This window comes from Janibacter sp. FSL W8-0316 (assembly GCF_038004165.1).
Taxonomy (GTDB): Bacteria; Actinomycetota; Actinomycetes; order Actinomycetales; family Dermatophilaceae; genus Janibacter; species Janibacter indicus.
On sequence record NZ_JBBOQX010000001.1, the window covers coordinates 780,612 to 803,984 of the forward strand.

General features: G+C 71.9%; 23 protein-coding genes. 6 read left to right on the forward strand and 17 right to left on the reverse strand.

The window, feature by feature from the left end; translation table 11 throughout:
• Nucleotides 1–25: 25 nt before the first annotated feature.
• The 10 genes from gmk to pyrR are packed head-to-tail and all read right to left on the reverse strand — an operon-like array spanning nt 26 to nt 11,046.
• Entirely contained in the window at nt 26–583 is a 558-nt protein-coding gene (gene gmk, locus NYE39_RS03790; RefSeq protein WP_341011884.1) for a guanylate kinase, read from the reverse strand.
• Entirely contained in the window at nt 580–891 is a 312-nt protein-coding gene (gene mihF, locus NYE39_RS03795; RefSeq protein WP_072624754.1) for an integration host factor, actinobacterial type, read from the reverse strand. Before mihF ends, gmk begins: the two co-directional genes overlap by 4 nt.
• 40 nt (nt 892–931) lie before the next feature.
• Nucleotides 932–1,822, reverse strand: a complete 891-nt coding sequence (gene pyrF, locus NYE39_RS03800; protein ID WP_072624755.1) for an orotidine-5'-phosphate decarboxylase — start codon at nt 1,820–1,822, stop codon at nt 932–934.
• Complete coding sequence (locus NYE39_RS03805) at nt 1,819–2,802, reverse strand: dihydroorotate dehydrogenase (RefSeq protein ID WP_072624756.1); 984 nt, start codon at nt 2,800–2,802, stop codon at nt 1,819–1,821. The genes pyrF and NYE39_RS03805 overlap by 4 nt, the downstream gene beginning before the upstream one ends.
• Complete coding sequence (locus NYE39_RS03810; RefSeq protein WP_341011886.1) at nt 2,799–3,698, reverse strand: dihydroorotate dehydrogenase electron transfer subunit; 900 nt, start codon at nt 3,696–3,698, stop codon at nt 2,799–2,801. The genes NYE39_RS03805 and NYE39_RS03810 overlap by 4 nt, the downstream gene beginning before the upstream one ends.
• Nucleotides 3,695–6,997, reverse strand: a complete 3,303-nt coding sequence (gene carB, locus NYE39_RS03815; RefSeq protein ID WP_341011887.1) for a carbamoyl-phosphate synthase large subunit — start codon at nt 6,995–6,997, stop codon at nt 3,695–3,697. The genes NYE39_RS03810 and carB overlap by 4 nt, the downstream gene beginning before the upstream one ends.
• Nucleotides 6,997–8,166, reverse strand: a complete 1,170-nt coding sequence (gene carA, locus NYE39_RS03820) for a glutamine-hydrolyzing carbamoyl-phosphate synthase small subunit (RefSeq protein WP_192910353.1) — start codon at nt 8,164–8,166, stop codon at nt 6,997–6,999. Before carA ends, carB begins: the two co-directional genes overlap by 1 nt.
• Entirely contained in the window at nt 8,163–9,485 is a 1,323-nt protein-coding gene (locus NYE39_RS03825) for a dihydroorotase (protein WP_192910354.1), read from the reverse strand. The genes carA and NYE39_RS03825 overlap by 4 nt, the downstream gene beginning before the upstream one ends.
• Nucleotides 9,482–10,468, reverse strand: coding sequence for an aspartate carbamoyltransferase catalytic subunit (locus tag NYE39_RS03830; RefSeq protein WP_192910355.1), 987 nt, complete (start codon nt 10,466–10,468; stop codon nt 9,482–9,484). Before NYE39_RS03830 ends, NYE39_RS03825 begins: the two co-directional genes overlap by 4 nt.
• Entirely contained in the window at nt 10,465–11,046 is a 582-nt protein-coding gene (gene pyrR, locus NYE39_RS03835) for a bifunctional pyr operon transcriptional regulator/uracil phosphoribosyltransferase PyrR (RefSeq protein WP_192910356.1), read from the reverse strand. The genes NYE39_RS03830 and pyrR overlap by 4 nt, the downstream gene beginning before the upstream one ends.
• Before the next feature lie 244 nt (nt 11,047–11,290).
• On the opposite strand from pyrR, the gene NYE39_RS03840 reads away from it, so the two are divergent.
• The 3 genes from NYE39_RS03840 (at nt 11,291) to NYE39_RS03850 (ending at nt 13,892) form a co-directional block, all read left to right on the forward strand.
• The gene (locus NYE39_RS03840; RefSeq protein ID WP_341013356.1) at nt 11,291–12,277 is read left to right on the forward strand and encodes a methionine ABC transporter ATP-binding protein; all 987 of its coding nucleotides are present in this window, start codon (nt 11,291–11,293) and stop codon (nt 12,275–12,277) included.
• Nucleotides 12,274–12,966: a methionine ABC transporter permease gene (locus tag NYE39_RS03845; RefSeq protein WP_072624762.1), complete on the forward strand. Its 693-nt coding sequence runs from the start codon at nt 12,274–12,276 to the stop codon at nt 12,964–12,966. The genes NYE39_RS03840 and NYE39_RS03845 overlap by 4 nt, the downstream gene beginning before the upstream one ends.
• A gap of 77 nt (nt 12,967–13,043) precedes the next feature.
• A complete protein-coding gene (locus NYE39_RS03850) occupies nt 13,044–13,892 on the forward strand; it encodes a MetQ/NlpA family ABC transporter substrate-binding protein (protein WP_072624763.1) in 849 nt (282 codons plus the stop codon).
• Between the two features lie 7 nt (nt 13,893–13,899).
• Here the strand turns inward: NYE39_RS03850 and NYE39_RS03855 are convergent, their stop codons facing one another.
• The 5 genes from NYE39_RS03855 to NYE39_RS03875 form a co-directional block, all read right to left on the reverse strand.
• A complete protein-coding gene (locus NYE39_RS03855) occupies nt 13,900–14,556 on the reverse strand; it encodes an NUDIX hydrolase (protein ID WP_072624764.1) in 657 nt (218 codons plus the stop codon).
• Nucleotides 14,553–15,740, reverse strand: a complete 1,188-nt coding sequence (locus tag NYE39_RS03860) for an AI-2E family transporter (protein WP_341011888.1) — start codon at nt 15,738–15,740, stop codon at nt 14,553–14,555. The genes NYE39_RS03855 and NYE39_RS03860 overlap by 4 nt, the downstream gene beginning before the upstream one ends.
• Nucleotides 15,741–15,749: 9 nt before the next feature.
• Nucleotides 15,750–16,163, reverse strand: coding sequence for a transcription antitermination factor NusB (gene nusB / locus NYE39_RS03865; protein WP_341011889.1), 414 nt, complete (start codon nt 16,161–16,163; stop codon nt 15,750–15,752).
• Entirely contained in the window at nt 16,164–16,724 is a 561-nt protein-coding gene (gene efp, locus NYE39_RS03870) for an elongation factor P (protein WP_072624767.1), read from the reverse strand.
• Nucleotides 16,725–16,800: 76 nt separating this feature from the next.
• Nucleotides 16,801–18,051 (reverse strand): alpha/beta fold hydrolase, encoded by a 1,251-nt coding sequence (locus tag NYE39_RS03875; protein WP_341011890.1) that lies wholly within the window; start codon nt 18,049–18,051, stop codon nt 16,801–16,803.
• Nucleotides 18,052–18,098: 47 nt separating this feature from the next.
• Here NYE39_RS03875 and NYE39_RS03880 point away from each other — a divergent pair, with 47 nt between their 5' ends.
• The gene (locus NYE39_RS03880) at nt 18,099–19,661 is read left to right on the forward strand and encodes an FMN-binding glutamate synthase family protein (RefSeq protein WP_341011891.1); all 1,563 of its coding nucleotides are present in this window, start codon (nt 18,099–18,101) and stop codon (nt 19,659–19,661) included.
• Here NYE39_RS03880 and NYE39_RS03885 read toward each other — a convergent pair.
• Nucleotides 19,654–20,439, reverse strand: a complete 786-nt coding sequence (locus tag NYE39_RS03885; protein WP_341011892.1) for an ABC transporter permease — start codon at nt 20,437–20,439, stop codon at nt 19,654–19,656. The genes NYE39_RS03880 and NYE39_RS03885 overlap by 8 nt on opposite strands.
• Nucleotides 20,436–21,332, reverse strand: a complete 897-nt coding sequence (locus NYE39_RS03890; RefSeq protein WP_341011893.1) for an ABC transporter ATP-binding protein — start codon at nt 21,330–21,332, stop codon at nt 20,436–20,438. The genes NYE39_RS03885 and NYE39_RS03890 overlap by 4 nt, the downstream gene beginning before the upstream one ends.
• 142 nt (nt 21,333–21,474) lie before the next feature.
• Here NYE39_RS03890 and NYE39_RS03895 point away from each other — a divergent pair, with 142 nt between their 5' ends.
• Together NYE39_RS03895 and NYE39_RS03900 are read left to right on the forward strand one after the other, a co-directional pair.
• Nucleotides 21,475–22,683, forward strand: coding sequence for a sensor histidine kinase (locus tag NYE39_RS03895; RefSeq protein ID WP_164513586.1), 1,209 nt, complete (start codon nt 21,475–21,477; stop codon nt 22,681–22,683).
• The gene (locus NYE39_RS03900; protein ID WP_205703055.1) at nt 22,680–23,366 is read left to right on the forward strand and encodes a response regulator; all 687 of its coding nucleotides are present in this window, start codon (nt 22,680–22,682) and stop codon (nt 23,364–23,366) included. Before NYE39_RS03895 ends, NYE39_RS03900 begins: the two co-directional genes overlap by 4 nt.
• Nucleotides 23,367–23,373: the final 7 nt, after the last annotated feature.

The window sequence follows — 23,373 nt, forward strand, 5'->3', positions numbered from 1 at the left end:
GTCGAGGTGGTCCTTGTCGTCGGGGTCAGTGGGATCCCATCAATGATACGAGTTCCTCCGCCGCACGACGAATGTCGTCGTTGACGATCACGTGATCGAACTCGCCCTGGGCCGCCAGCTCGACCTTGGCGGTCTCCAGTCGGACGGCACGCTCGTCCGCCGTCTCGGTGCCGCGGCCCTCGAGCCGGCCGACGAGCTCCTCCCACGACGGGGGCGCGAGGAAGACGAATCGGGCGTCCGGCATGGAGGCCCGGACCTGGCGAGCGCCCTGCAGGTCGATCTCGAGCAGCGGCAGCCTCCCGGCCGCGAGCGCGTCCTCGACGGGCCCACGCGGGGTGCCGTAGGAGGCGCGCCCGTGCACGACGGCCCACTCGAGCATCGCGCCGCGGGTGACCAACTCGGCGAACTCGTCGCCGGACATGAAGCAGTAGTGGACGCCGTCGATCTCACCCGGCCGCGGCGGACGGGTCGTCGCCGACACCGAGAGCCACACCTCGGGGTGGTGCTCGCGGACCCAGGCGGCCACCGTCCCCTTGCCGACGGCTGTCGGTCCGGCGAGGACGGTCAGGCGGGGGCTGCTCATGTGAACCTCTCGATGAGTGCGGCACGCTGGTGCGGGCCCAGCCCGCGCAGCCGTCGGGAGTCGGCGATGTCGAGCTCGGCCATGACCCGGCGGGCCCGGGCGGGCCCGATGCCGGGCAGGGACTCGAGCACCGTGACCACCCGCATCCGGGCGATCACCTGGTCGGTGTCGGCGGTTCGGAGCGCCTCGGCGAGAGTCGTGCGGCCGTGCTTGAGCCGATCCCGCAGGAGCGAACGCTCCCGGCGGGCCTGCGCGGCCTGCTCCAGGGCCCGGGCGCGCTGCTGCGCGCTGAGGGTCGGGACGGGCACGGCTCCTCCAGGTCGACCGGGGACGGGTCCGGTCACCTTCTCACGCGGCGGTGATGGCGGCCACCTCGGTCGCGACCTCCCGGGCACGAGCACGAAGGGAGGTCACGTCCGGCCCCGCACGGAGCACGTCGCGGCTGCTGCTGGCGAGCACCTGCGGCAGTGCCCCGGAGAAGACCGAGCGCACGTCGGCGGCGGTCGCCCCCTGGGCGCCCAGTCCCGGGGCGAGGATCGGTCCGGCCATGCCCGGCAGGTCGACACCGAGGTCGCGCACCGCCGAGCCGACGGTGGCACCGACGACGAGTCCGACGCTGCCGAGCTCTCCGCGCCCGCGGGCCTCGGCGTTGTCCGCGGCTGCGTCGTCGGCGACCGCACCGGCGACGGAGCGCCCGTCGGCGAGGCGGGCGTGCTGGACGCTCGCGCCCTCGGGGTTGGAGGTGAGCGCGAGGACGAAGACACCGCGGCCGGTCGCGTGCGCCAGGTCGATGGCCGGGCGCAGGGACCCGTAGCCGAGATAGGGGCTCAGGGTGATCGCATCGGCCGCTGCCGGGGCGTCCTTGCTGAGGAAGGCCTCGCCGTAGGCGTCGACGGTCGTGCCGATGTCGCCGCGCTTGACGTCGAGGACGGTGAGGGTGCCGGCGGCACGCAGCTCGGTGAGGGCCCGCTCGAGGAGGGCCACCCCCTTCGCCCCGAAGACCTCGAAGAAGGCCGACTGGGGCTTGACCGCGGCCACCGACCCGCCGAAGGCCTCGACGCAGGTCATCGTGAAGCGCTCCACCCCGGCGAGGTCGTAGGTCAGGCCCCACGACTCGACGAGCCCGCGATGCGGGTCGATCCCGGCGCAGAGCGGCCCGTGCTCGGCCATCGCGGCCTGCAGTCGCTCCCCAAATGTTCCTTGGGGTGCGACGGAGGAGCCTCGACGGGTGCTGCTCATGGCATGAACCTCTCGTGGGCGATGCCGACGACGTCGGCCAGTCGGTCGAATCCCCGCTCGGCCACGAGCTGCTCGAGCTCACGGCCGACCCGCTCGGGTGCCGTGGGGTCGTTGAAGGCGGCGGTGCCCACCTGGATCGCGCTCGCGCCGGCGGCGACGAGCTCGAGGGCGTCGCGCCCGCTGCGCACTCCCCCGACGCCGACGATGGGCGCGGTCTTGATCCGCCCGGCGCGCATCGCACCGGCGACCTGCCACACCGCGCGCACGGCCATCGGGCGGATCGCCGGGCCGGAGAGCCCTCCGGTCGCGGCGATGAGGTGCGGCCGCAACCGGTCGACGTCGATGGCCACCCCGAGGGTGGTGTTGATCATCGTCAGGCCGTGGGCGCCGGCCTTGAGGACCGTGTCGGCGATCTCGACGATGTCGGTGACGTCGGGGCTGAGCTTCGCGAGCATCGGCAGGCCACGCGGGACCTCCTCGCGCACGAGGGTCATGACCTTGTGGGAGCTCGCCGGGTCGCAGGCGAAGACGAGGCCGCGGTTGGCGACGTTGGGGCACGAGATGTTGACCTCGATGGCGGCCACCGCGCTCGCGTAGCGGCTGCGCACGACGGCGCGGGCGACGCCCGCGAACTCCGAGGCGGTGTTGCCGGCGATCGAGACGACGACGCGGGCACCGATCGAGTGCAGCCAGGCGAGGTCCTCGTCGACGAAGGCCTGCACCCCCGGACCCTGCAGACCGATCGAGTTGAGCATCCCGGAGGGCGTCTCGGCCATGCGGGGCGTGCCGCGCCCGGAGACCGGCTGGGCCTTGACCGACTTGGTGACGAAGGCACCCAGCTGGGCGACGTCGATGAAGCGGTGCATCTCCCGGCCGTTGGCCGCGCACCCGCTGGCCGTCATCATCGGGTTGGGCAGGCGGACCCCGGCGAGGTCGACGGACATGTCCACGGTCGAAGGGGGTGTCGCTCCGGTGGTCATCGGACCTCCTTGGGAGCGCCGACGGCGTCGGCAGGAACACGGCACAGGCCGTCCTCGAAGGCATCCCAGCGCACGCGGTCACCGCGGAAGACCGGGCCCTCGAGGCAGCTGCGGACCATCTTGGTCGTGCCCTGGGCGTCGCTCACCGGCATGACGCAGGTCATGCAGATGCCGACACCGCAGGCCATGGCCTCCTCGACCGCCACCTGGGCGACGATGCCGTGCTCGGCGGCGATCCCGCTCATCGAGCGGAGCATGCCCATGGGGCCGCAGCCGTAGAGCACCCCGGCGCCGGTGCGCGCGATGAGGTCGGGCAGCACGTCGGAGACCCAGCCCTGGGTGCCGGCCGACCCGTCGTCGGTCGTCACGGTGACGCCGTCGGCGACCCGCCGGGCCTCGACGACCCCGAAGAGCCGGTCGGCGGACGCGGCGCCGAGGACGATCTCGACCGGGCAGCCACGCTCGCGCAGCTGCTCGGCGAGCCAGAAGAGCGGCGCCGACCCGTAGCCACCGCCGACGAGGATGCACGGCACCGGCTGGGAGGGCAGCGGGAAGCCCCGGCCCAGCGGGCCGACGACGCTCACGCTCTCCCCCGGCTCGAGGGCGGTGAGCACCTGCGTGCCCGGCCCGTGGGCGGCGACGACGATCTCGGTCGTGCCCCCGTAGGTGCCGGCCGGGCGCACCCGGTGGATCGAGAAGGAGCGCCGCAGCAGCATCGAGCTCGTGCCGTCACCGACGGCCAGGGCGACGAACTGACCCGGTCGCGCCAGCTCGGCGAGGCCGGGCGTGACGAGCGTCAGGTGCCGGTAGGCCCCGACGGCGACATTGCCCAGGACCTCGGCGTCGATCTGGACCACGCCCGCACCCTCGCGGGCCGCGACGGTGCGGGCGGTCACCGCCCGACCCCGTAGAGGTCGAGGTCGCGGGCGTGCTCCTGCAGCGGCTTGACCCGCAGCTCGCCGTGCATGCGGGCCTCGATGGCCTGGACCGCGGCGGTCAGCTGCTGCACGGTCGTGACGATCGGCTTGTCCATCGCCGTCGTCGCCGCGCGGATCGCATAGCCGTCGGCCCGGGCGTGCTGCCCCGACGGGGTGTTGAAGACGATGTCGACCTCGCCGGCGAGGATCCGGTCGACGACGCTGGCCTCCCCTTCGCCGCGCTCGGAGTGCTTGACGACGACCTCGCACTCGACGGCATTGCGACGCAGCACGTCGGCGGTGCCCTCGGTCGCGAGGATCGTGAAGCCGAGGTCGGCCAGGCGCTTGATCGGGAAGATCATCGCCCGCTTGTCCCGGTTGGCGACGGAGACGAAGACGTTGCCGCTCGTCGGCAGACCCGAGGCGAGCGACCCGAGCTGGCTCTTGGCGAAGGCGGCGCCGAAGTCGGCGTCGATGCCCATGACCTCGCCGGTGGAGCGCATCTCGGGCCCGAGGAGGGAGTCGACGACGTCGCCTTCCTTGGTACGGAAGCGCTTGAAGGGCAGGACGGCCTCCTTGACCGACATCGGCGCGTGCGCCGGCATCGAGCCGCCGTCCGCGTCGCGCGGCAGCATGCCCTCGTCCTTGAGCTCGGCGATGGTGGCGCCGAGCATGACGCGGGCCGCGGCCTTGGCCAGCGGGACACCGGTGGCCTTGGCGACGAAGGGGACGGTCCTCGACGCCCGCGGGTTGGCCTCGAGGACGTAGAGCACGTCCTGCGCCAGGGCGAACTGGACGTTCATCAGGCCGCGCACCCCGATGCCCTCGGCGAGGGCGAGCGTGGCCTCGCGCACCCGCTGCAGCTCGGAGGTGCCGAGCGTCGCCGGCGGGAGGGTGCAGCTGGAGTCACCGGAGTGGATGCCGGCCTCCTCGATGTGCTCCATGATCCCGCCGAGGTACATCTCGGTGCCGTCGTAGAGCGCGTCGACGTCGATCTCGATCGCGTCGTCGAGGAAGCGGTCGACGAGGATCGGGTGCTCGGGGCTGGCGATGGCCGCCCGGGTGACGTACTCGGAGAGGGTCTGGTCGTCGTAGACGATCTCCATGCCGCGCCCACCGAGGACGTAGGAGGGACGCACGAGGACCGGGTACCCGATCTCGCGGGCGATCTCGACGGCCTCCTCGGCGCTGAAGGCGGTGCCGTGCTTGGGCGCGTTGAGACCGGCCTCGTGGAGCACCCGCCCGAAGTGGCCGCGGTCCTCGGCAAGGTCGATCGCCTCGGGCGAGGTGCCGACGATCGGCACACCCTCGGCCTTGAGCCGGTCGGCCAGGCCGAGCGGCGTCTGACCACCGAGCTGGACGATGACACCGGCGACCGGACCGGCCTGGGTCTCGGCGTGGATGACCTCGAGCGCGTCCTCGAGGGTCAGCGGCTCGAAGTACAGGCGGCTGCTCGTGTCGTAGTCGGTCGAGACCGTCTCGGGGTTGCAGTTGACCATGACCGTGTCGTAGCCGGCGTCGCGCAGGGCGAAGCTCGCGTGGACGCAGGAGTAGTCGAACTCGACGCCCTGACCGATCCGGTTGGGACCGGAGCCGAGGATGATGACGGCCGGGCGCTCGCGCGGCTCGACCTCGGTCTCCTCGTCGTAGGAGCTGTAGTGGTAGGGCGTGCGGGCAGCGAACTCCGCGGCGCAGGTGTCGACGGTCTTGAAGACCGGGCGCACCCCGAGGGCGTGCCGCACGCCGCGCACGACGGCCTCGTCCATCCGGCGCAGCCGGGCGATCTGCGCGTCGGAGAAGCCGTGCCGCTTGGCCAGGCGCAGCACCTCGGGGTTGAGCTCGTCGGCGTCGTGGACCTGCTGGGCCACGTCGTTGATCAGCTCCATCTGGTCGAGGTACCAGGGGTCGATCTTCGTGGCCTCGAAGACCTCCTCGACCGACAGTCCGGCGCGCATCGCCTGCTGGACCTGGACGATCCGCCCGTCGGTCGGGGTCTTCGCCGCCTCGAGGAGCTCGCGTCCCTGCTCCAGGGTCGGCTGGTCGCCGTCCCAGTGGAAGGCCGCGCCGCTGCGCTCGGCAGAGCGCAGGGCCTTCTGCAGCGCCTCGGTGAAGTTGCGGCCGATGGCCATCGCCTCGCCGACGGACTTCATCGTCGTCGTGAGGGTCGGGTCGGCGGCGGGGAACTTCTCGAAGGCGAAGCGCGGCACCTTGACGACGACGTAGTCGAGGGTCGGCTCGAAGGCCGCCGGGGTCTCCTCGGTGATGTCGTTGGGGACCTCGTCGAGGGTGTAGCCGATGGCCATCTTGGCGGCGATCTTGGCGATTGGGAAGCCGGTGGCCTTGGACGCCAGCGCGGACGAGCGCGAGACGCGGGGGTTCATCTCGATGACGATCATCCGGCCGTCGTCGGGGTTGATCGCGAACTGGATGTTGCAGCCACCGGTCTCGACCCCGACCTCGCGGATGACCGCGATGCCGACGTCGCGCATGCGCTGGTACTCGCGGTCGGTGAGCGTCAGCGCGGGCGCGACGGTGATCGAGTCACCGGTGTGCACGCCGACCGGGTCGAAGTTCTCGATCGAGCAGACGACCACGACGTTGTCCGCCGTGTCGCGCATGACCTCGAGCTCGTACTCCTTCCAGCCGAGGATCGACTCCTCGAGGAGCACCTCGGTCGTCGGGCTGTACTGCAGGCCCGCGCCGGCGATGCGGCGCAGGTCGGCCTCGTCGTAGGCGAAGCCGGAGCCCAGGCCGCCCATGGTGAAGGAGGGCCGCACGACGACCGGGTAGCTCAGCTCGTCGGCGGCGGCAAGGCACTCGTCCATCGTGTGGCAGATGACCGAGCGGGCCGACTCGGCGCCGCAGCGCTCGACGACGCCCTTGAAGCGCTCGCGGTCCTCGCCGAGCTCGATCGCCTCGACGCTGGCCCCGATGAGCGGGCAGCCGTAGCGCTCGAGCACCCCGGCCTCGTGGAGCGAGATCGCGGTGTTGAGGGCCGTCTGACCACCGAGTGTCGCGAGGACGGCGTCGGGACGCTCGCGCTCGATGATCTTCTCGACGACCTCGGGGGTGATCGGCTCGATGTAGGTCGCGTCGGCGAACTCCGGGTCGGTCATGATCGTCGCCGGGTTGGAGTTGACGAGGATGACCCGGATGCCCTCCTCGCGCAGGACGCGGCACGCCTGGGTGCCGGAGTAGTCGAACTCGCAGGCCTGCCCGATGACGATCGGCCCGGAGCCGATGACGAGGACGCTGGAGATGTCGTCGCGCTTGGGCATCAGGCCTGCGCCTCCTTGGTGCCGGCGCTCGCCAGCAGGTCGGTGAATCGGTCGAAGAGGTAGGCGGCGTCGTGCGGGCCGGCCGCGGCCTCGGGGTGGTACTGGACGGAGAAGCCGAGCAGCCGGCCGTCGTCGGCGTGCAGCTCCAGTCCCTCGACGACGTCGTCGTTGAGGCACACGTGGCTCACGGTGGCCGTGCCGAAGGGGGTCTGCGTCGCCTCGTCGAGCGGGGCGTCGACGGCGAAGCCGTGGTTGTGCGCGGTCACCTCGACCTTGTCGGTCGTGCGGTCGAAGACCGGCTGGTTGATGCCGCGGTGGCCGTACTTGAGCTTGTAGGTGCCGAAGCCCAACGCCCGGCCGAAGAGCTGGTTGCCGAAGCAGATGCCGAAGTAGGGCAGCCCGTCGCGCAGCGCCTCCTGGAGCAGCGCGACCTGGTCGCCCGCTGTCGCTGGGTCGCCCGGGCCGTTGCTGAAGAAGAGACCATCGGGCGAGACGGCGCGCACGTCGTCGATCGTCGCGGTCGCCGGCAGGACGTGGACCTCGATCCCGCGCTCGGCGAGGCGGGTCGGGGTCATCGTCTTGATGCCCAGGTCGAGGGCCGCGACGGTGAAGCGCTTGTCCCCCTTCGCCGCGACGACGTAGGGCTCGCTCGTGCTCACCTGGGCGGCCAGCGCGGAGCCGGCCATCTCGGGGGCGGCCTGCACCCGCTGGAGCATCGCGGTCTCGTCGGTGACGGCGTCGCCGGAGAAGATGCCCACGCGCATCGCGCCCCGCTCACGCAGGTGCCGGGTGAGGGCCCGAGTGTCGACCCCGGCGATGCCGACGACGCCCTGGGCGCGCAGCTCGTCCTCGAGGGTGCGCTGCGAGCGCCAGTTGCTCGGCCGCAGCGCTGGGTCGCGCACGACATAGCCGGCGACGTGGATCCGCGAGGACTCGTCGTCCTCGTCGTTCCAGCCGGTGTTGCCGACGTGCGGCGCGGTCATGACGACGACCTGACCGCGGTAGCTCGGGTCGGTGAGAGTCTCCTGGTAGCCGGTCATGCCGGTGTTGAAGACGGCCTCGCCGACCGTCTCACCGACGGCACCGTAGGCGGTGCCGGCGAAGGTGCGTCCGTCCTCGAGGACGAGGACGGCCGGTGCGGGGGCGCCGGTGCTGCTGTGCGTGCTCAATTGCGGACCTCTCCGTCGGCGGCCGTGACGCGGCCGCGCAGGATCGTCGTGCGGACACGCCCGGTGAGGGTGTGCCCGGCGAAGGGGGTGTTGCGGGACAGGGAGTGCGACGTGGCCGGGTCGACGGTGATCCGGTCGGTCGGGTCGACGAGGACGAGGTGGGCGGGGGCGCCCGCCTCGATCGCGCGGCCGTGGTCGGTGAGGCCGGCGATGCGTGCCGGGGCGTGCGACATGCGCTCGGCGAGGGTCGCCAGGTCGATCCGACCCGAGTCCACCATGACGTCGTGGACGACGGCGAAGGCGGTCTCCAGACCGAGCATGCCGAAGGCCGCGTCGGGGAAGGCGTGCTCCTTGTCGTGGCGGGCGTGCGGGGCGTGGTCGGTCGCGACGGCGTCGATGGTGCCGTCGGCGAGCGCCTCGCGCAGGGCCTCGACGTCCTCGGCCGGGCGCAGCGGCGGGTTGACCTTGTAGACCGGGTCGTAGCCGGTGAGCAGGTCGGTCGTCAGGACGAGGTGGTGGGGCGTGACCTCGGCGGTGATCCGGGCGCCCCGGCGCTTGGCCCAGCGCACCGCCTCGACGCCCTCGGCGGTCGAGACGTGCGCGACGTGCACCCGCGACCCGGTGTGCAGCGCGAGCTCGGCGTCGCGGGCGATGATGCTCGACTCGGCGACCGCCGGCCAGCCGGTGAGACCCAGTCGGCCGCTCAGCTCGCCCTCGTGGCAGCAGGCCGCGGGCCCGGCGAGGGTCGGGTCCTGGCTGTGCTGCGAGATCACGCCGTCGAAGGCGCGCACGTACTCCAGCGCCCGACGCATGACGCGCGCGTCGTGCACGCACCGGCCGTCGTCGGAGAAGACGCGCACCCGGGCGCGCGAGCGGTGCATCAGCCCGAGCTCGGCGAGCTCGGCGCCCTCGAGCCCCTTGGTCACCGCGCCGATCGGCTGCACGTCGCAGTGGCCGGCCGCGACGCCGAGGTCAACCACCCGCTCGGCGGCCTCAGCGGTGTCGGTCACGGGGCTGGTGTTGGCCATGGCGAGCACGGCGGTGAAGCCGCCAGCGGCGGCGGCCGCGGACCCGGTGCGCACGGTCTCGGCGTCCTCGCGCCCCGGCTCGCGCAGGTGGGTGTGCAGGTCGACGAACCCGGGCAGCAGCACCAGGCCGTCGCCGTCGACGCGCGGGGTCCCGGCGGCCGCATCGGTGGCGGCGTCCGGGCCGACGGCCGCGATGGTGCCCTCGCGGACGAGGACGTCGGCGCTCGTGCGGCCGAGCAGGGAGGCGCCGGTGATCAGCAGATCGCTCGGCTCGGTGGCGGGGCGACTCATGCCGCGTCTCCCGTCGTGGTCGGGGCGTCGGTGGGTCCCGACGCCAGCAGGTGGTAGAGGACGCTCATCCGCACGGCGACACCGGCGCTCACCTGATCGAGGACCAGGCTGCTCGCGGCGTCGGCCGCGTCGGCGGCGATCTCGAGGCCACGGTTCATCGGGCCGGGGTGGCAGATGACCGCCTCGGGATTGGCTGCGGTCAGTGCGGCGAGCCGGTCGCGGGTCAGGCCGTAGCCGACGGTGTACTCGCGGGCCGTGGGGAAGAACCCACCCGACATCCGCTCGCGCTGGACCCGCAGCATCATCAGGGCGTCGACGCCGGACGCGATGACCTCGTCGAGGTCGTCGCTCAGCGCAAAGCCCTCGGCCTGCGCCCACGCGGCAGCCCCGCTCGGCATGAGGGTCGGGGGTGCGACGACGGTCACCTCGGCGCCCAGGCGCGGCAGCGCCAGGACGTTGGAGCGGAAGACCCGGCTGTGGGTGACGTCACCGACGATCGCGACCCGCTTGCCCTCGAGGGAGCCGAGTCGGCGCTGGATGGTGTAGGCGTCGAGCAGCGCCTGCGTCGGGTGCTCGTGGGTGCCGTCGCCGGCGTTGACCACGCTCGTCGGCGTGCCCGTCTCGTCGAACCAGCGGGCGACCTGGTGCGCTGCCCCGGAGGCCTGGTGGCGCATGACGATGGCGTCGACACCCATGGCCGCGATGGTGCGCACGGTGTCGCGGAGGGACTCCCCCTTCGACGTGCTGGAGCCCTTGCCGGTGATGTTGATCGTGTCGGCACTCATCCACTTGCCCGCGATCTCGAAGGAGGAGCGGGTGCGGGTGGAGTCCTCGAAGAAGAGGTTGATGACGGTGCGACCACGCAGGGTGGGCAGCTTCTTGACCTGGCGATGCTGGACCTCGTGCATCTTGGCCGCGGTGTCCAGGACCGCCCGCAGGGCGTCGTCGTCGAGGTCGGCGACGGAGAGCAGGTGGCGCGTCATCGGGCCTCGCCTCCCGAGATCGACACGGCGTCATCGACGCCGTCGTGGCCGGTGAGGCGCACGGTGACCCGCTCGGCCTGGGAGGTCGGGAGGTTCTTGCCGACGTGGTCGGCGCGGATCGGCAGCTCGCGGTGACCCCGGTCGACGAGCACCGCCAGGCGCACGGCGCGGGGCCGGCCGTAGTCGGCGAGGGCGTCGAGGGCGGCGCGCACGGTCCGGCCGGAGTAGAGCACGTCGTCGACGAGGACGACGACGCGGTCGTCGACCCCCGAGGCGGGGAACTGGGTCTGCTGCGGCGAGCGCGTCGGACGACCGCGCAGGTCGTCGCGGTACATCGTCACGTCGAGGGAGCCGACGGGCACGTTGGCGCCCTCGATCTCGGTGATCAGCGCGCCGAGGCGCTGGGCGAGCTCGACGCCGCGACTGGGGATGCCGAGCAGGACGACGTCCTGGGCCCCCTTGTTGCGCTCGACGATCTCGTGCGCGATGCGGCGCAGGCCGCGCGCGACGTCGGAGCTGCTCATGACCTCACGGGCGGGTGGCTGAGGGGTGACCTCGGGGGGCGTCTCCGGACACATAGGTGTCTCAAGACCTCCTTCTCTGCCTCACGGGACAGTGGTTAAAGGATGTCGATCGGCGTCGACTCTACCCGCGCCCGCCCCCGCGACCGAACCCGTCTCACCAACTCTGCATTGCCCTACGGCAATGCAGAGTCGAGTGGCCCCCAACCTGCATTGCCGTAGGGCAATGCAGGTTGACGCAGGCGTTTTGCTTATGCGTTCCATAACTTTCTATTATCTTCCGGTGACCGACACCCCTGCTCTGCTCGACGTGCGCGGCCTGCGCAAGGAGTACGCCTCCGCCCGTGGCCCCGTCGTCGCCCTGGACGACATCACCCTGTCGATCCCCCGCGGTTCCATCCACGGCATCGTCGGCCGCTCCGGCGCCGGCAAGTCGACCTTCATCCGCTGCCTCACCGGGCTCGAGGAGCCGACGGCCGGCACCGTCGACCTCGACGGCACCGACATCCCTGCCCTCCGCGGCGCCGACCTGCGGGCCGCCCGGCGCCGCTTCGGCATGGTCTTCCAGCACGCCAACCTGCTCGACTCACGCTCGGCCGCCGACAACATCGCGCTCCCCCTGGAGATCGCCGGTTGGTCGGCGCAGGACCGCCGTGCCCGGGTCGCCGAGCTGCTCGACCTCGTCGGCCTCACCGACCGCGCCGACAACCACCCCGGGCAGCTCTCCGGCGGTCAGCAGCAGCGCGTCGGAATTGCCCGTGCCCTGGCCACGCGCCCCGACATCCTGCTGTGCGACGAGCCGACCTCGGCGCTCGACGCCGGCACCACGCGCCAGATCCTCGGCCTGCTGCGCGACCTGCGCGAGCGCCTCGGGATCACCGTCGTCATCATCACCCACGAGCCCTCGGTCGTCCGCGAGGTCTGCGACACCGTGACCCTCCTGGCCGACGGGCGCGTCGTCGAGACCGGCCCGATCCGCGAGGTCGTCACCGACGCCGCCACCCAGCTGCACCGCGATCTCATCCCGCTGCCCCCGCTCCCCCTCGAGCACGCGGGCAGCTACGTCGAGGTCTCGCTCGGCGACCCCCGCTCCGGCACGACGAGCGTTGACGCCGTGCTCAGCCTCCTGCGCGAGGGCGGGGTGCCGGCCGAGGTCGCCGCCGCCACCCTCGAGACGATCGCCGGCCGACGCGTCGGTCGGATCCAGCTCGAGGTCGACCCGGGGCACGCTGCCGAGGCCGTCCGGCTCCTCGAGGCCGCCCACCTGTCGCCGGAGGTGGCCGCATGAGCGCCCTGACCGCGATTCCCGCTGACCAGTGGTTCGACAACCCGGTCATCCGGGAGATCGTCCCGACCGCGGTGCTCGAGACCCTGGGCATGACCGCCGTCGCCGGGGTCATCACGGCTCTGCTCGGCATCCCCCTCGGGGTGCTGCTCTTCACCACCTCGCCCGACGGCACCTCGCCCAGCCCGGTGACCCACCGTCTCGTCGGCGCACTGGTCAACCTCGGCCGCTCCCTGCCCTTCCTCATCCTGATGATCGCGATCATCCCGGTCACCCGGCTGATCGTGGGCACCTCGATCGGTTGGCAGGCCGCGGTCGTGCCGCTCACCGTCGGCGCCATCCCCTTCTACGCCCGACTCGTCGAGACCTCCCTGCGCGAGGTGCCGAGCGGCAAGGTCGAGGCCGTGACGATGATGGGCGCCACTCGGCGCGAGATCACCCGCAAGGTGCTGCTGCCCGAGGCCAGATCGGGTCTCGTTGCCGGCCTGACGACGACCCTCATCGCCCTCATCGGCTACACGGCGATGGCCGGCGCGGTCGGTGGAGGTGGCCTCGGCGCCGTGGCCATGAGCTACGGCTACAACCGCTTCGAGACCGACGTCATGGTCGTGTGCGTCGCGCTGCTCGTCGTCATCGTCACCGCCGTGCAGGTCATCGGCGACCTCGTCGCCCGTCGACTCGACCGCCGCTGACCGAGCCCCGGCATCATCCCGCGTCCCACCCCCTTCGTCCCACCCCGGCCGACCGGCCACCACAGAGAGGAACCCCCATGTCCCCCGCCCGCACCGCCACCCGCGCCGCCGCGGTCCTGTCCATCTCCGCCCTGGCCCTCACCGGGTGCGGTCTGATGCAGGACGACGCCGAGGGTCCCGCTGCCGACGGTGACGGCGTCACGAAGATCACCGTCGGCGCCTCCCCCACGCCGCACGCCAAGATCCTCGAGTACGTCGACAAGGAGCTCGCCGCCGACGCCGGCCTCGACCTCGAGATCAAGACCTTCGACGACTACGTGCAGCCCAACGTCCAGCTCTCCGAGGGCACGCTCGACGCCAACTACTTCCAGCACCTGCCCTACTACGAGGAGCAGGTCGAGGACCGCGGCTACGACTTCGCCCACTACGACGGCATCCACATCGAGCCCTTCGCGCTCTACGCCGACTCGATCGACGACATCAAGGACCTGCCCAAGGGCGGGACGATCGGGATCAACAACGACCCGTCCAACCAGGGCCGGGCGCTGCAGCTGCTCGCCGACCACGACGTCATCACCCTCAAGGACGGCGTCGACGCGACCAACGCGACGATCCTCGACGTCGAGGACAACCCCAAGGACCTGGAGTTCAAGGAGACCGACGCGGCGCAGCTGGCGCGCTCCCTGCAGGACCTGGACGCGGCCGTCATCAACGGCAACTACGCGATCGAGGCCGACCTGTCGGTCGACGACGCCCTGGTCGTCGAGGAGGGCAAGGACAATCCCTACGCCAACTTCCTCGCCGTCCAGGCCGCCAACGAGGACAACGAGGGCCTGCAGAAGCTCGACGAGCTGCTCCACTCCCCCGAGGTGAAGAAGTACATCGAGGAGACGTGGCCCAAGGGCGAGGTCCTGCCCGCCTTCTAGAGCCCGCTCAGCCCTGCGGCGCCACGTCGGTGGCCCGCGGGCGCCACCCCGGCCGGTCGTCACGGACACCCGTGATGACCGGCCGCAGTCGTGTCACGGCCGCGACGGTGCCCAGGTCGAGCAGCTCCTGGAGGATGACGCGGGTCGGGGTCATCAGGCGCACGCTCCCGTCGCGGCCGGCGGCGAGCAGGTCGGCGACGGCCTCCCAGCGCGAGTCGACCGCCTCGCTCGTGAGGTGCGCCGGCTGACGCGCCGACGCGTGCGGGACCGGCAGGACGTAGAAGGAGACGTCGAAGCGCTTCGGCGGGCCCTCCGGCGTCACCCAGCGGTCCCACGGCAGCAGCGCCTCGGGCTCGGCGACGAGGCCGGTCTCCTCGACCAGCTCCCGCAGCCCGGTGGCGACGAGGGTGCGGGCGTCGACGGCGCGGTCCCCGTCGACGGGCACGAGTCGCCACCTGTGGACGTGGTCGGCCACGGTCGCGGACGACAGGGCGAGGTCGGCCCCCTTCGCCACGTCGTCGGGGTCGCACCGTCCGCCGGGGAAGACCACGGCACCGGCGGCGAAGTCCATCGTCTGCTGACGGTGCTGGACGAAGACCTCCGGGCCCCGCGCCCCGTCCCGCAGCGGGATGACGCTGACGGCCGGACGCGGGAGGACGCTCACTCGGTGACCGCGGCGTCCTGCTCGACCTCGGCGACCTCGGAGCCCTCCTCGGTCTCGGGCTCCGCCTCATCGGCGGTGATCTCACCGGCCCGCAGGGCCACCTGCTCGCTGAGGTAGCGCAGGACGACGGCGCCCACGGCGGCCACGGGGACCGCGAGGAAGGCCCCGACGATGCCGAAGACCGTGCCCCCGATGGTGACGGCGAGCAGGATGATCCCGGCGTGCAGGTGCATCGAGCGGCCCTGGAGGAAGGGCTGGAGGACATTGCCCTCGATCTGCTGCACCGCGATGATCAGCGCCAGCACCAGCAGGGCCGTCATCGGCCCCTCGGCGACGAGGGCCACGAGGACCGACAGGAAGCCGACCGCGAAGGCACCGACGATCGGGATGAAGCCACCGAAGAAGGTCAGCACGGCCAGGGCGAAGGCGAGCGGCACCCCGAGCACGACGAGACCGATGCCGATGAGCACGGCGTCGACGGCCGAGACGACCGCCTGGGTGCGGATGAAGCCACCGAGGGTGGCCCACGAGCGGGTGGCGACCTCGGTGAGGTGGGCGCCGGCCCGCGGTCCGCTGACGCGACGGACGAAGGGGAGGAACGCCGGCCCGTCCTTGAGGAAGAAGAAGACGAGCACCAGCACGAGCACCAGCGTGACGACACCCGAGCCGACCGCCGAGGCGCCGGCGAGAGCGCCCGTGGCGATTTGGCCGCCCCGGTCCTGCAGCCAGGTGCGGGCGGTGTGGACCGCGTCGTTGATCGTCTGGTTGTCAAGGTTGAAGGGCGGCTTGGCCGCCCGCTGCTGCAGCTCCGACAGACCCTTGGCGGCCGAGTCGGCCAGGTCGCCCGACTGGCTGATGAGCGACGGGGTGATGGCCCCCAGCACGCCGAAGAAGATGACGAGGGCGCCGAGGATCACGAGCACCGCGGCGAGCGCGTCGGGCAGCCCCTTGGACCGCAGCCACCGCGTCGGCGGCCACAGGACGGTCGCGACGATCAGGGCGAGCACGACGGGGAAGACCCCGACCCACAGCTTGCCGAGGATCCACCACAGGATGGCGGCGCCGGCGGACACGAGCAGCAGGCGCCACGACCAGCGCGCCAGCCACGTGAAGCCCTCACCGATGACGGTGCCTCGGTCGACGGTGGTCGCCGGCTCCCGCGCCGGGTCGTGCGCTGTGCTCAATGTCTCTCCTCAGACGAGGGTGGGCTTGACCTCGACGAGGCGCGCCAGGAGGCCGTTGACGAACTTCGGCGACTCGTCCGTGCTCAGCTCGGTGGCCAGGGCGACCGCCTCGCTCACGGCGACGCCGTCGGGGACCTCGTCGTTGAAGAGGATCTCCCACGCGCCCAGCCGCAGGATCGCGCGGTCGACGTCGGGCATGCGGTCCAGGCTCCACCCTTGGCTGTAGGTCGTCAGTGCGTCGTCGATGTCGCCCCAGTGGGCGACGACTCCCTGGACCGCGCTGATCGTGTAGTCGTTGAGCGGCGCGGGGGTCACGGGCGACTCGGCACGCTCGCGGGCGAGCTCACCGGCGTTGAGCCCTCGGGACTCCGCCTCGAAGAGCAGGTCGATCGCGCGGCGACGCGCCTTGGTCCGGGCTCCCACTCAGTTCACGCGACCGAGGTAGGACCCGTCGCGGGTGTCGACCTTGACCTTGGTGCCCTGCTCGAGGAAGAGCGGCACGGAGATCTCGGCACCCGTCTCGAGGGTCGCAGGCTTGGTGCCACCGGTGGAGCGGTCGCCCTGCAGGCCCGGCTCGGTGTAGGTGATCTCGAGGACGACCGACGCCGGCAGCTCGACGAAGAGGACGTTGCCGTCGTGGCGGGCGACGACCGCTTCCTGGTTCTCGAGCATGTACTTCGCCGCGTCACCGACGACCTCCGGCGCGACCGGGATCTGGTCGTAGGTGTCGGGGTCCATGAAGACGAAGTCGGTGCCGTCGTTGTAGAGGTACTGCATCGTGCGCTTGTCGACGTTGGACGTCTCGACCTTGGTGCCGGCGTTGAAGGTCTTGTCGACGGTCTTGCCGCTCGTGACGTTCTTGAGCTTGGTCCGGACGAAGGCCGGGCCCTTGCCGGGCTTGACGTGCTGGAACTCCACGACACTCCAGAGCTGCCCCTCGAGGTTGAGGACCATGCCGTTCTTGAGGTCATTCGTCGTTGCCACGGGTGTGCTCGCCTTCGCGTCGTCGTCAGATGTGCCTGCCACTGCTGCGCCGAGGGCGCGCGGGCCGCCCAGCATCCTAACCGGCGAAGACCCGATCCACCCACGCGCGCACCCGCGGCTCCCCCTCGGTGAGGACCGAGATGTGGTCGGCCCCGGTGACCCGCTCGTACTCCAGGTCCGCGTCCTGCTCCTCGTACTGCTCCGCAAGCCGGTCGCTCAGGAGCACCGGGACGGTCGTGTCCCGGTCGCCGTGGACGAGCAGGACCGGCACCTGCGGTAGCACCTCTGCCGCGTCGTTGGTCCCGACCGTCCGCCGGATCCGGGAGAGGTCGGCGTCCTCGCGGACGAAGTCGGTGAGCTGCATCCCGCCGAAGGAGTCGTCACGGAAGAGCTCGGCGATGCACCGCTGCTCCAGCTGGGGCAGCAACCGCCGCCCCTGGGGGCTCACGACCTGCTCGACCGGGACGTCCGCGGTGCGCGCCGCCGCGACGACGAGCGGGCCGAGGAAGCTCGCGTCCTGCCCCTCGACCGCCGCTGCCTCGTCGGCCGAGGTCCCTGCCGGCGCCCCACCGTCGGTCATCTCCACGACGACACCGAGCTGGCTCGGCGGGGCGATGGCGACGATGCCGGCGAGGTCGAGACCCGGCGTGTAGGCATCGGTGAAGCGCGCGGTGAAGATCGCCGCCTGCGCCCCCTGTGAGTGCCCCATCGCGACCCATCGGGAGGACAGGTCGGGGGTGAGCTCGTGCGCGGCGAGCACGATGTCGCTCATCGCCGCCCCGGCGGACTGGCCCATGAGGTAGGGGTGCGGCCCGGGCGTGCCCAGCCCCTCGTAGTCGGTGCGCACGACGGCGAAGCCGTCGTCGACCAGATCGGCCGTCGCCTGGTCCATCCAGGCCGCGTAGACGCCGGTCTGCTCGTCCACGAGGGACCGGGACGGCGCGCACCGGTCTGCGGTGCCGGTCGTCCCGTGGCCCCAGCTGATGACCGGCCACCCACCCACCGGCGGTTCGCCCTCAGGGACGGAGACCACACCTGACACGGCAACGGGCTCTCCCTTCGCGCTGGTGGAGCGGTACATGATCAGGTGGGTCGTCCCGCCGATCGTCGGCCCGTCGACCACGCGGCGTGACCAGATGATCGTGCCGTGCCGGCCGGCGGCCAGCTGCTCGGCGGTGGTCTCGTAGAAGGCCTCTCCCGACGGCCCGGTCACCAGCTCGTCGCCGTCACCCCGGGGCCGCCACAGGAGCGCCGCGACGACGACCGCCACGACGAGGAGCGCGGCGAGCCCGACGATCCCGCGTCGTCGCCGTCCCCCGATCGCCATGTCGTGCATCCTCGCAGACCGGTTCCGGACGAGGCAGGATGGCGGACATGAAGTCCACCGCCCTGCTCGCCGCCGTCGCTGCCGGGACCGCTGGTCTCGCCGCCCGGGACCTCCTGCAGAAGCAGCACTCCCTCAAGCGCAACTTCCCCGTCGTGGCCAATGCCCGCTACCTGCTCGAGCGGATCGGGCCGGAGCTGCGGCAGTACATCGTCACGAGCAACGACGAGGAGCGGCCCTTCAGCCGCGACCAGCGGGCCTGGGTCTACGCCTCGTCGAAGATGGAGAACAACTACGTCGGCTTCGGCACCGACAACGACGTCGAGCGGGTCGAGGGCTACCCGGTCCTCAAGCACCGCACCTTTTCCGACGTCGCCGCACCGACGAGCACCCACCACGGCGAGGAGACCCCGCTGCCGAGTGCCAAGGTGCTCGGCGGGCCCCGCGGCCGTCGGCACGCCTTCCGCCCGCAGTCGGTCGTCAACATCTCGGGGATGAGCTTCGGCTCGTTGTCCGCCAACGCGATCCACGCGCTCAACGAGGGCGCCCGCCTGGCCGGCGCGATGCACTGCACGGGCGAGGGCTCGCTCTCCCCCCACCACCGGCAGGGTGGCGACCTGATCTTCCAGGTCGGCACCGCGTACTTCGGCTGCCGTGACGAGGACGGCAACTTCGACCTCGAGATCCTCAAGGAGGTCGTGGCGTCGGCACCCGTGCGCGCGATCGAGATCAAGCTGAGCCAGGGCGCCAAGCCGGGGCTCGGTGGCATGCTCCCGGCGGCGAAGATCTCGGACGAGATCGCCGAGACCCGCGGCATCCCCCAGGGCGTGGACTGCGCGAGCCCGTCGCGGCACACGGAGTTCGACGACGTGGACTCGATGCTCGACTTCGTCGAGCGGGTCGCGGAGGTCACGGGTCTGCCGGTCGGCATCAAGTCGGCCGTCGGCGACATGGACTTCTGGGAGGACCTCGCCGCGGCCATGGCCGACGGCGAGCGCGGGGTGGACTTCATCGTCATCGACGGCGGCGAAGGGGGCACGGGCGCGGCTCCCCTCGTCTTCAGCGATGCCGTCGCGATGCCCTTCCGACTGGCCTTCACCCGCGTCTACGCGGTCTTCGCCCGCGCCGGGCTGACCGACCGCGTGACGTGGGTCGGCTCCGGCAAGCTCGGCCTGCCCGAAAACGCGCTCGTCGCCTTCGCCCTGGGGTGCGACATGGTGCACGTCGCCCGCGAGCCGATGCTCGCCCTCGGGTGCATCCAGGCCCAGAAGTGCCACACCGACCACTGCCCGACCGGTGTCGCCACGCAAAATCCCTGGCTCTCCCGGGGCCTCGACCCGACCCTCAAGGCGCACCGGGTCGACAACTACCTGCGCACCCTGCGCCGCGACCTGCTCAAGGTCTCGGAGGCCTGCGGGGTCTGGCACCCGGGCCTGCTCACCGTCGACGACGTCGAGCTGCTCCTCGGCAACCGCAAGGCGACCCCGCTCGGCGAGGTCTACGACTACGAGCCCGGCTGGGGCCACCTCGGCGAGGAGGACGCGGCCGCGATCATCGAGATCATGTCGCAGGCCGCGCCCTCCAGCGAGGACGAGGAGGTCCCGGCTACTTGATCTCCCGGGTGAGCACCCGGTAGGTCCCGATCGCCAGGGGCACTCCCACCCAGACCAGGCCACCGGTCGCCAGGTGACCCCAGTCCGAGCCGGTCATCGTCCCCTCGACGAGCGGCCCGGTGACGATGTTGAGGTCGAGCCACTGGGCGATGTCGCTCATCCGCTCGCTCATCGACGTGAGCATCGTCCACACGGTCGGCAGCGCCAGGCTGGTGACGATCGCGAGCGGGGTGTTGAGCAGGGCCGCCCCGAAGGCCACGCCTTGCAGGGTGAAGATGAGCGCGGTGAGGACCAGCCCGGGCACGGACAGCCCCTCCAGCGCGACGTCCCCTCCGGAGACGAGCGTGGACAGCGCCGCCGCCAGGGCCGCGACGACGAGCAGCCCGAGAGCGAGCACGAGCGAGGCGACGACCTTGGCGGAGAGCACCCGACCGCGCCGGGGCACGAGGGTGAAGGTCGCCAGCCCGGTGCGCTGGCTCCACTCCTGGGTCGCCGACATGATCCCCATGATCGGCAGCAGGACCAGCATCGGCATGGTGATGAAGCCGAGGAAGGTCGCCATCGAGATGTCATCGCCCTCCCCGACGGCGATGAGCACCCCGCACACGACGAAGCTGATCGCCGCCATGGTGATGAGCATCCACATCCCGGCGCGGGTGTCGACCATCTTGCGCACCTCGACCCCCACGAGGCGGGCGAAGGGGATGCGGTCACCGGCGAGGTCGATCGGCGCCGGGGTCGAGTCGGTGGTCGTGGACGGTGCGGTCGTGGTGGTCATGCTGCGTCAGCTCCTCGGGAGTCAGCGGCGGTCAGGGTGAGGAAGAGCTCCTCGAGTCCACCGGCGGAGCCGGCAGCGAGGTCGGTGAGGACGATGCGGGCGTCGAGGGCGACGCGCCCGACGGCTGCGGTCGGCGCCTGGGCGACCAGACCGGCGGGCGTGAGGGCGACGTCGATGTTGGCCGCGCGCAGGGCGACCTCGAGGGCGTCGTCGTCGAGCGAGCGCACCCGCGTGCCCTGCTGCTCGAGCAGCTGGGTCGTCGTGCCCTCGGCGACGATCCGGCCCCCGCCGATGATGACGAGCTCGTCGGCGATGATCTGCACCTCGCTCAGCAGGTGCGAGGAGAGCAGCACGGTGCCACCGGCATCAGCGAAGTCCCGCAGCAGCCCCCGCATCCAGTGGATGCCCTGCGGGTCGAGCCCGTTGGCCGGCTCGTCGAGGACGAGCACCTGCGGGTCGCCGAGCAGGGCCGCCGCCAGACCGAGTCGCTGACGCATGCCGAGCGAGTAGTTGCGCACCCGGCGTCCGGCCTCCTTGTCGGTGAGCCCGACCCGGGCGAGCCCACGGGTCACGGTGTCGGAGCCCACCCCCATGGTCCGCGCGGCGAGCGTGAGGACCTCGCGCCCGGTGCGGCCCGGGTGCTGCGCCGAGGCGTCGAGCATGACCCCGACGTGACGGCCCGGGTTGGGCAGGTCGGCGTAGCGGCGCCCGAGGACGTGCGCCTCACCCGACGTCGGCGGCGTGAGACCGGTCATCATCCGCATCGCGGTGGACTTGCCGGCGCCGTTGGGGCCGAGGAAGCCGGTGACGCTGCCCGGGCGGGCGGTGAACGAGATGTCGTCGACGGCGGTGAAGTCGCCGTAGCGCTTGGTGAGGTGGTTGACCGTGATCATGGCTCCCACGATCGCTGCGCCGGGCTCGCGGGGACATCGGCCCACGGTCTCGACCTCCCTACGACTTTGGTCGGGGGGCGCCCGGCCGCAGATCATCCGCGGGTCGGATGCCCGACGCGCGACGGGCGCCTACGGTGGGCCGGTGACCGCTGACCCCCCTCTCCCCACCGAGCGACTGCCCGACCGCCTGACGTGGTGGGACACGACGTGGCGGGTCCTCGTGGCGCTCCTCCTCGGCGGGTCCTCGTGGCTCCTCACGGCCGCGATGATCTTCCCCGAAGACGGCGGCGACCCACCCCTGCTGCGCGGGACGTGGTTCGTCATCGGTGACCCGCTGCTCGGCCTCGTCGCCACCGTACTCATGCTCTGGCGGCGCCGGTGGCCGGTGCCCGTGACCGTCGTGACGACGCTCCTCACCGGGGTGTCGATGGTCGCGACCGGTCCGCAGACGATCGCGCTCGTGTCCCTCACGACGCGCCGGCGGTGGCGCGAGATCGTCCCCGTCACCGCCCTGACGGTGGCGGTGAGCCTCCTGGCCACCCGGGTCGTCTATCCCGAGTCGCAGCCGCTGCCGCTGTGGGCCGAGACGCTCATGACCCTGCTCGTCATCGCCGTCATCGTCGCCATCGGCTACGCCATCGGATCGCGCCGGGCGCTCATCGCCTCGTGGGTCGAGCGGGCCCGGGTCGCCGAGTCGGAGCAGAGCGCCCGGGTCGCCCAGGCCCAGACCGCGGAGCGGTCACGGATCGCCCGCGAGATGCACGACGTGCTCGCCCACCGCATCTCGCTCATCACGATGCACTCGGGCCTGCTCGTCTACCGCGCCGACCTGCCCGAAAGCGAGCGCCGTGACGCGATCACGGCGATCGACGCCAACGCACGGGCCGCCCTCACCGACCTGCGTGAGGTGCTCGGGGTCCTGCGCGATGACGGCGAGGGGGTCCCCCTTCGCCCGCAGAGCCGGCTGCAGGACCTGCCCGAGCTCCTCGACGAGGCCCGGGCCACCGGCACTCGGGTCACCTTCGACGGGGGCGGCCTCGACCTGCACGAGGTGCCCGAGACCATCGGGCGCACGGCCTTCCGGGTCGTCCAGGAGGGCCTGACCAATGCCCGCAAGCACGCGCCCGGAGCCGGGGTCGAGGTGCGCCTCACCGGCGCGCCGGGGGCCGGTCTCGACATCAGCGTGACCAACCCCCGCTCCGTCCAGACGGCCCACGCCGAGGTGCCCGGGACGGGCACCGGGCTGCTGGGGCTCTCCGAACGCGTCGACCTCGCCGGTGGCCGCATCGAGCACGGCTGGACCCCCGAGGGACGGCACCGCCTCGCGGTGTGGCTACCGTGGCCGACGTGAGCGACTCGAGCAGGGCACCGATCTCCGTCGTCCTCGTCGACGACGACCCCATGGTCCGCACGGCGCTGGCGATGATCCTCGGCGGCGCCCCGGAGATCACCGTCGTCGCGCAGGCCGAGGACGGGCGCCAGGGGGTGTCCGTCGTGGCCGAGCGCTCCCCCGACGTGGTGCTCATGGACATCCGCATGCCGCGCCTCGACGGGCTGGCGGCGACCGACGAGCTCGTGCGCAGCGGATCGCCGAGCAAGGTCATCGTCCTCACGACCTTCGACGCCGACGACGACGTCATGCGCGCGCTGCGGCACGGCGCCGACGGCTTCCTGCTCAAGGACACCCCGCCGGACCGGATCGTCGAGGCGGTCCGTCTCGTCGCGGCCGGCCAGTCGATCCTCTCCCCCCGCGTCACCGCCCAGGTGCTCGAGTCGGTGCGCACCGCCTCCGGCGGCAGCGCGCACGTCGCCCGCGACGATGCCCGCGCCCGGCTGACCGCGCTCACCGAGCGTGAGCTCGACGTGGCCAAGGCGGTCGGTGCCGGCCTGTCCAACGCCGAGATCTCGGCCCGTCTCTACCTGAGCGTCGCGACGGTCAAGGCGCACGTGGGCCGGATCCTCGACAAGCTCGACGCCGACAACCGCGTGCAGGTGGCCATCACGGTCCACGAGGCCGAGCTCGACGACATCTGAGGCCTGC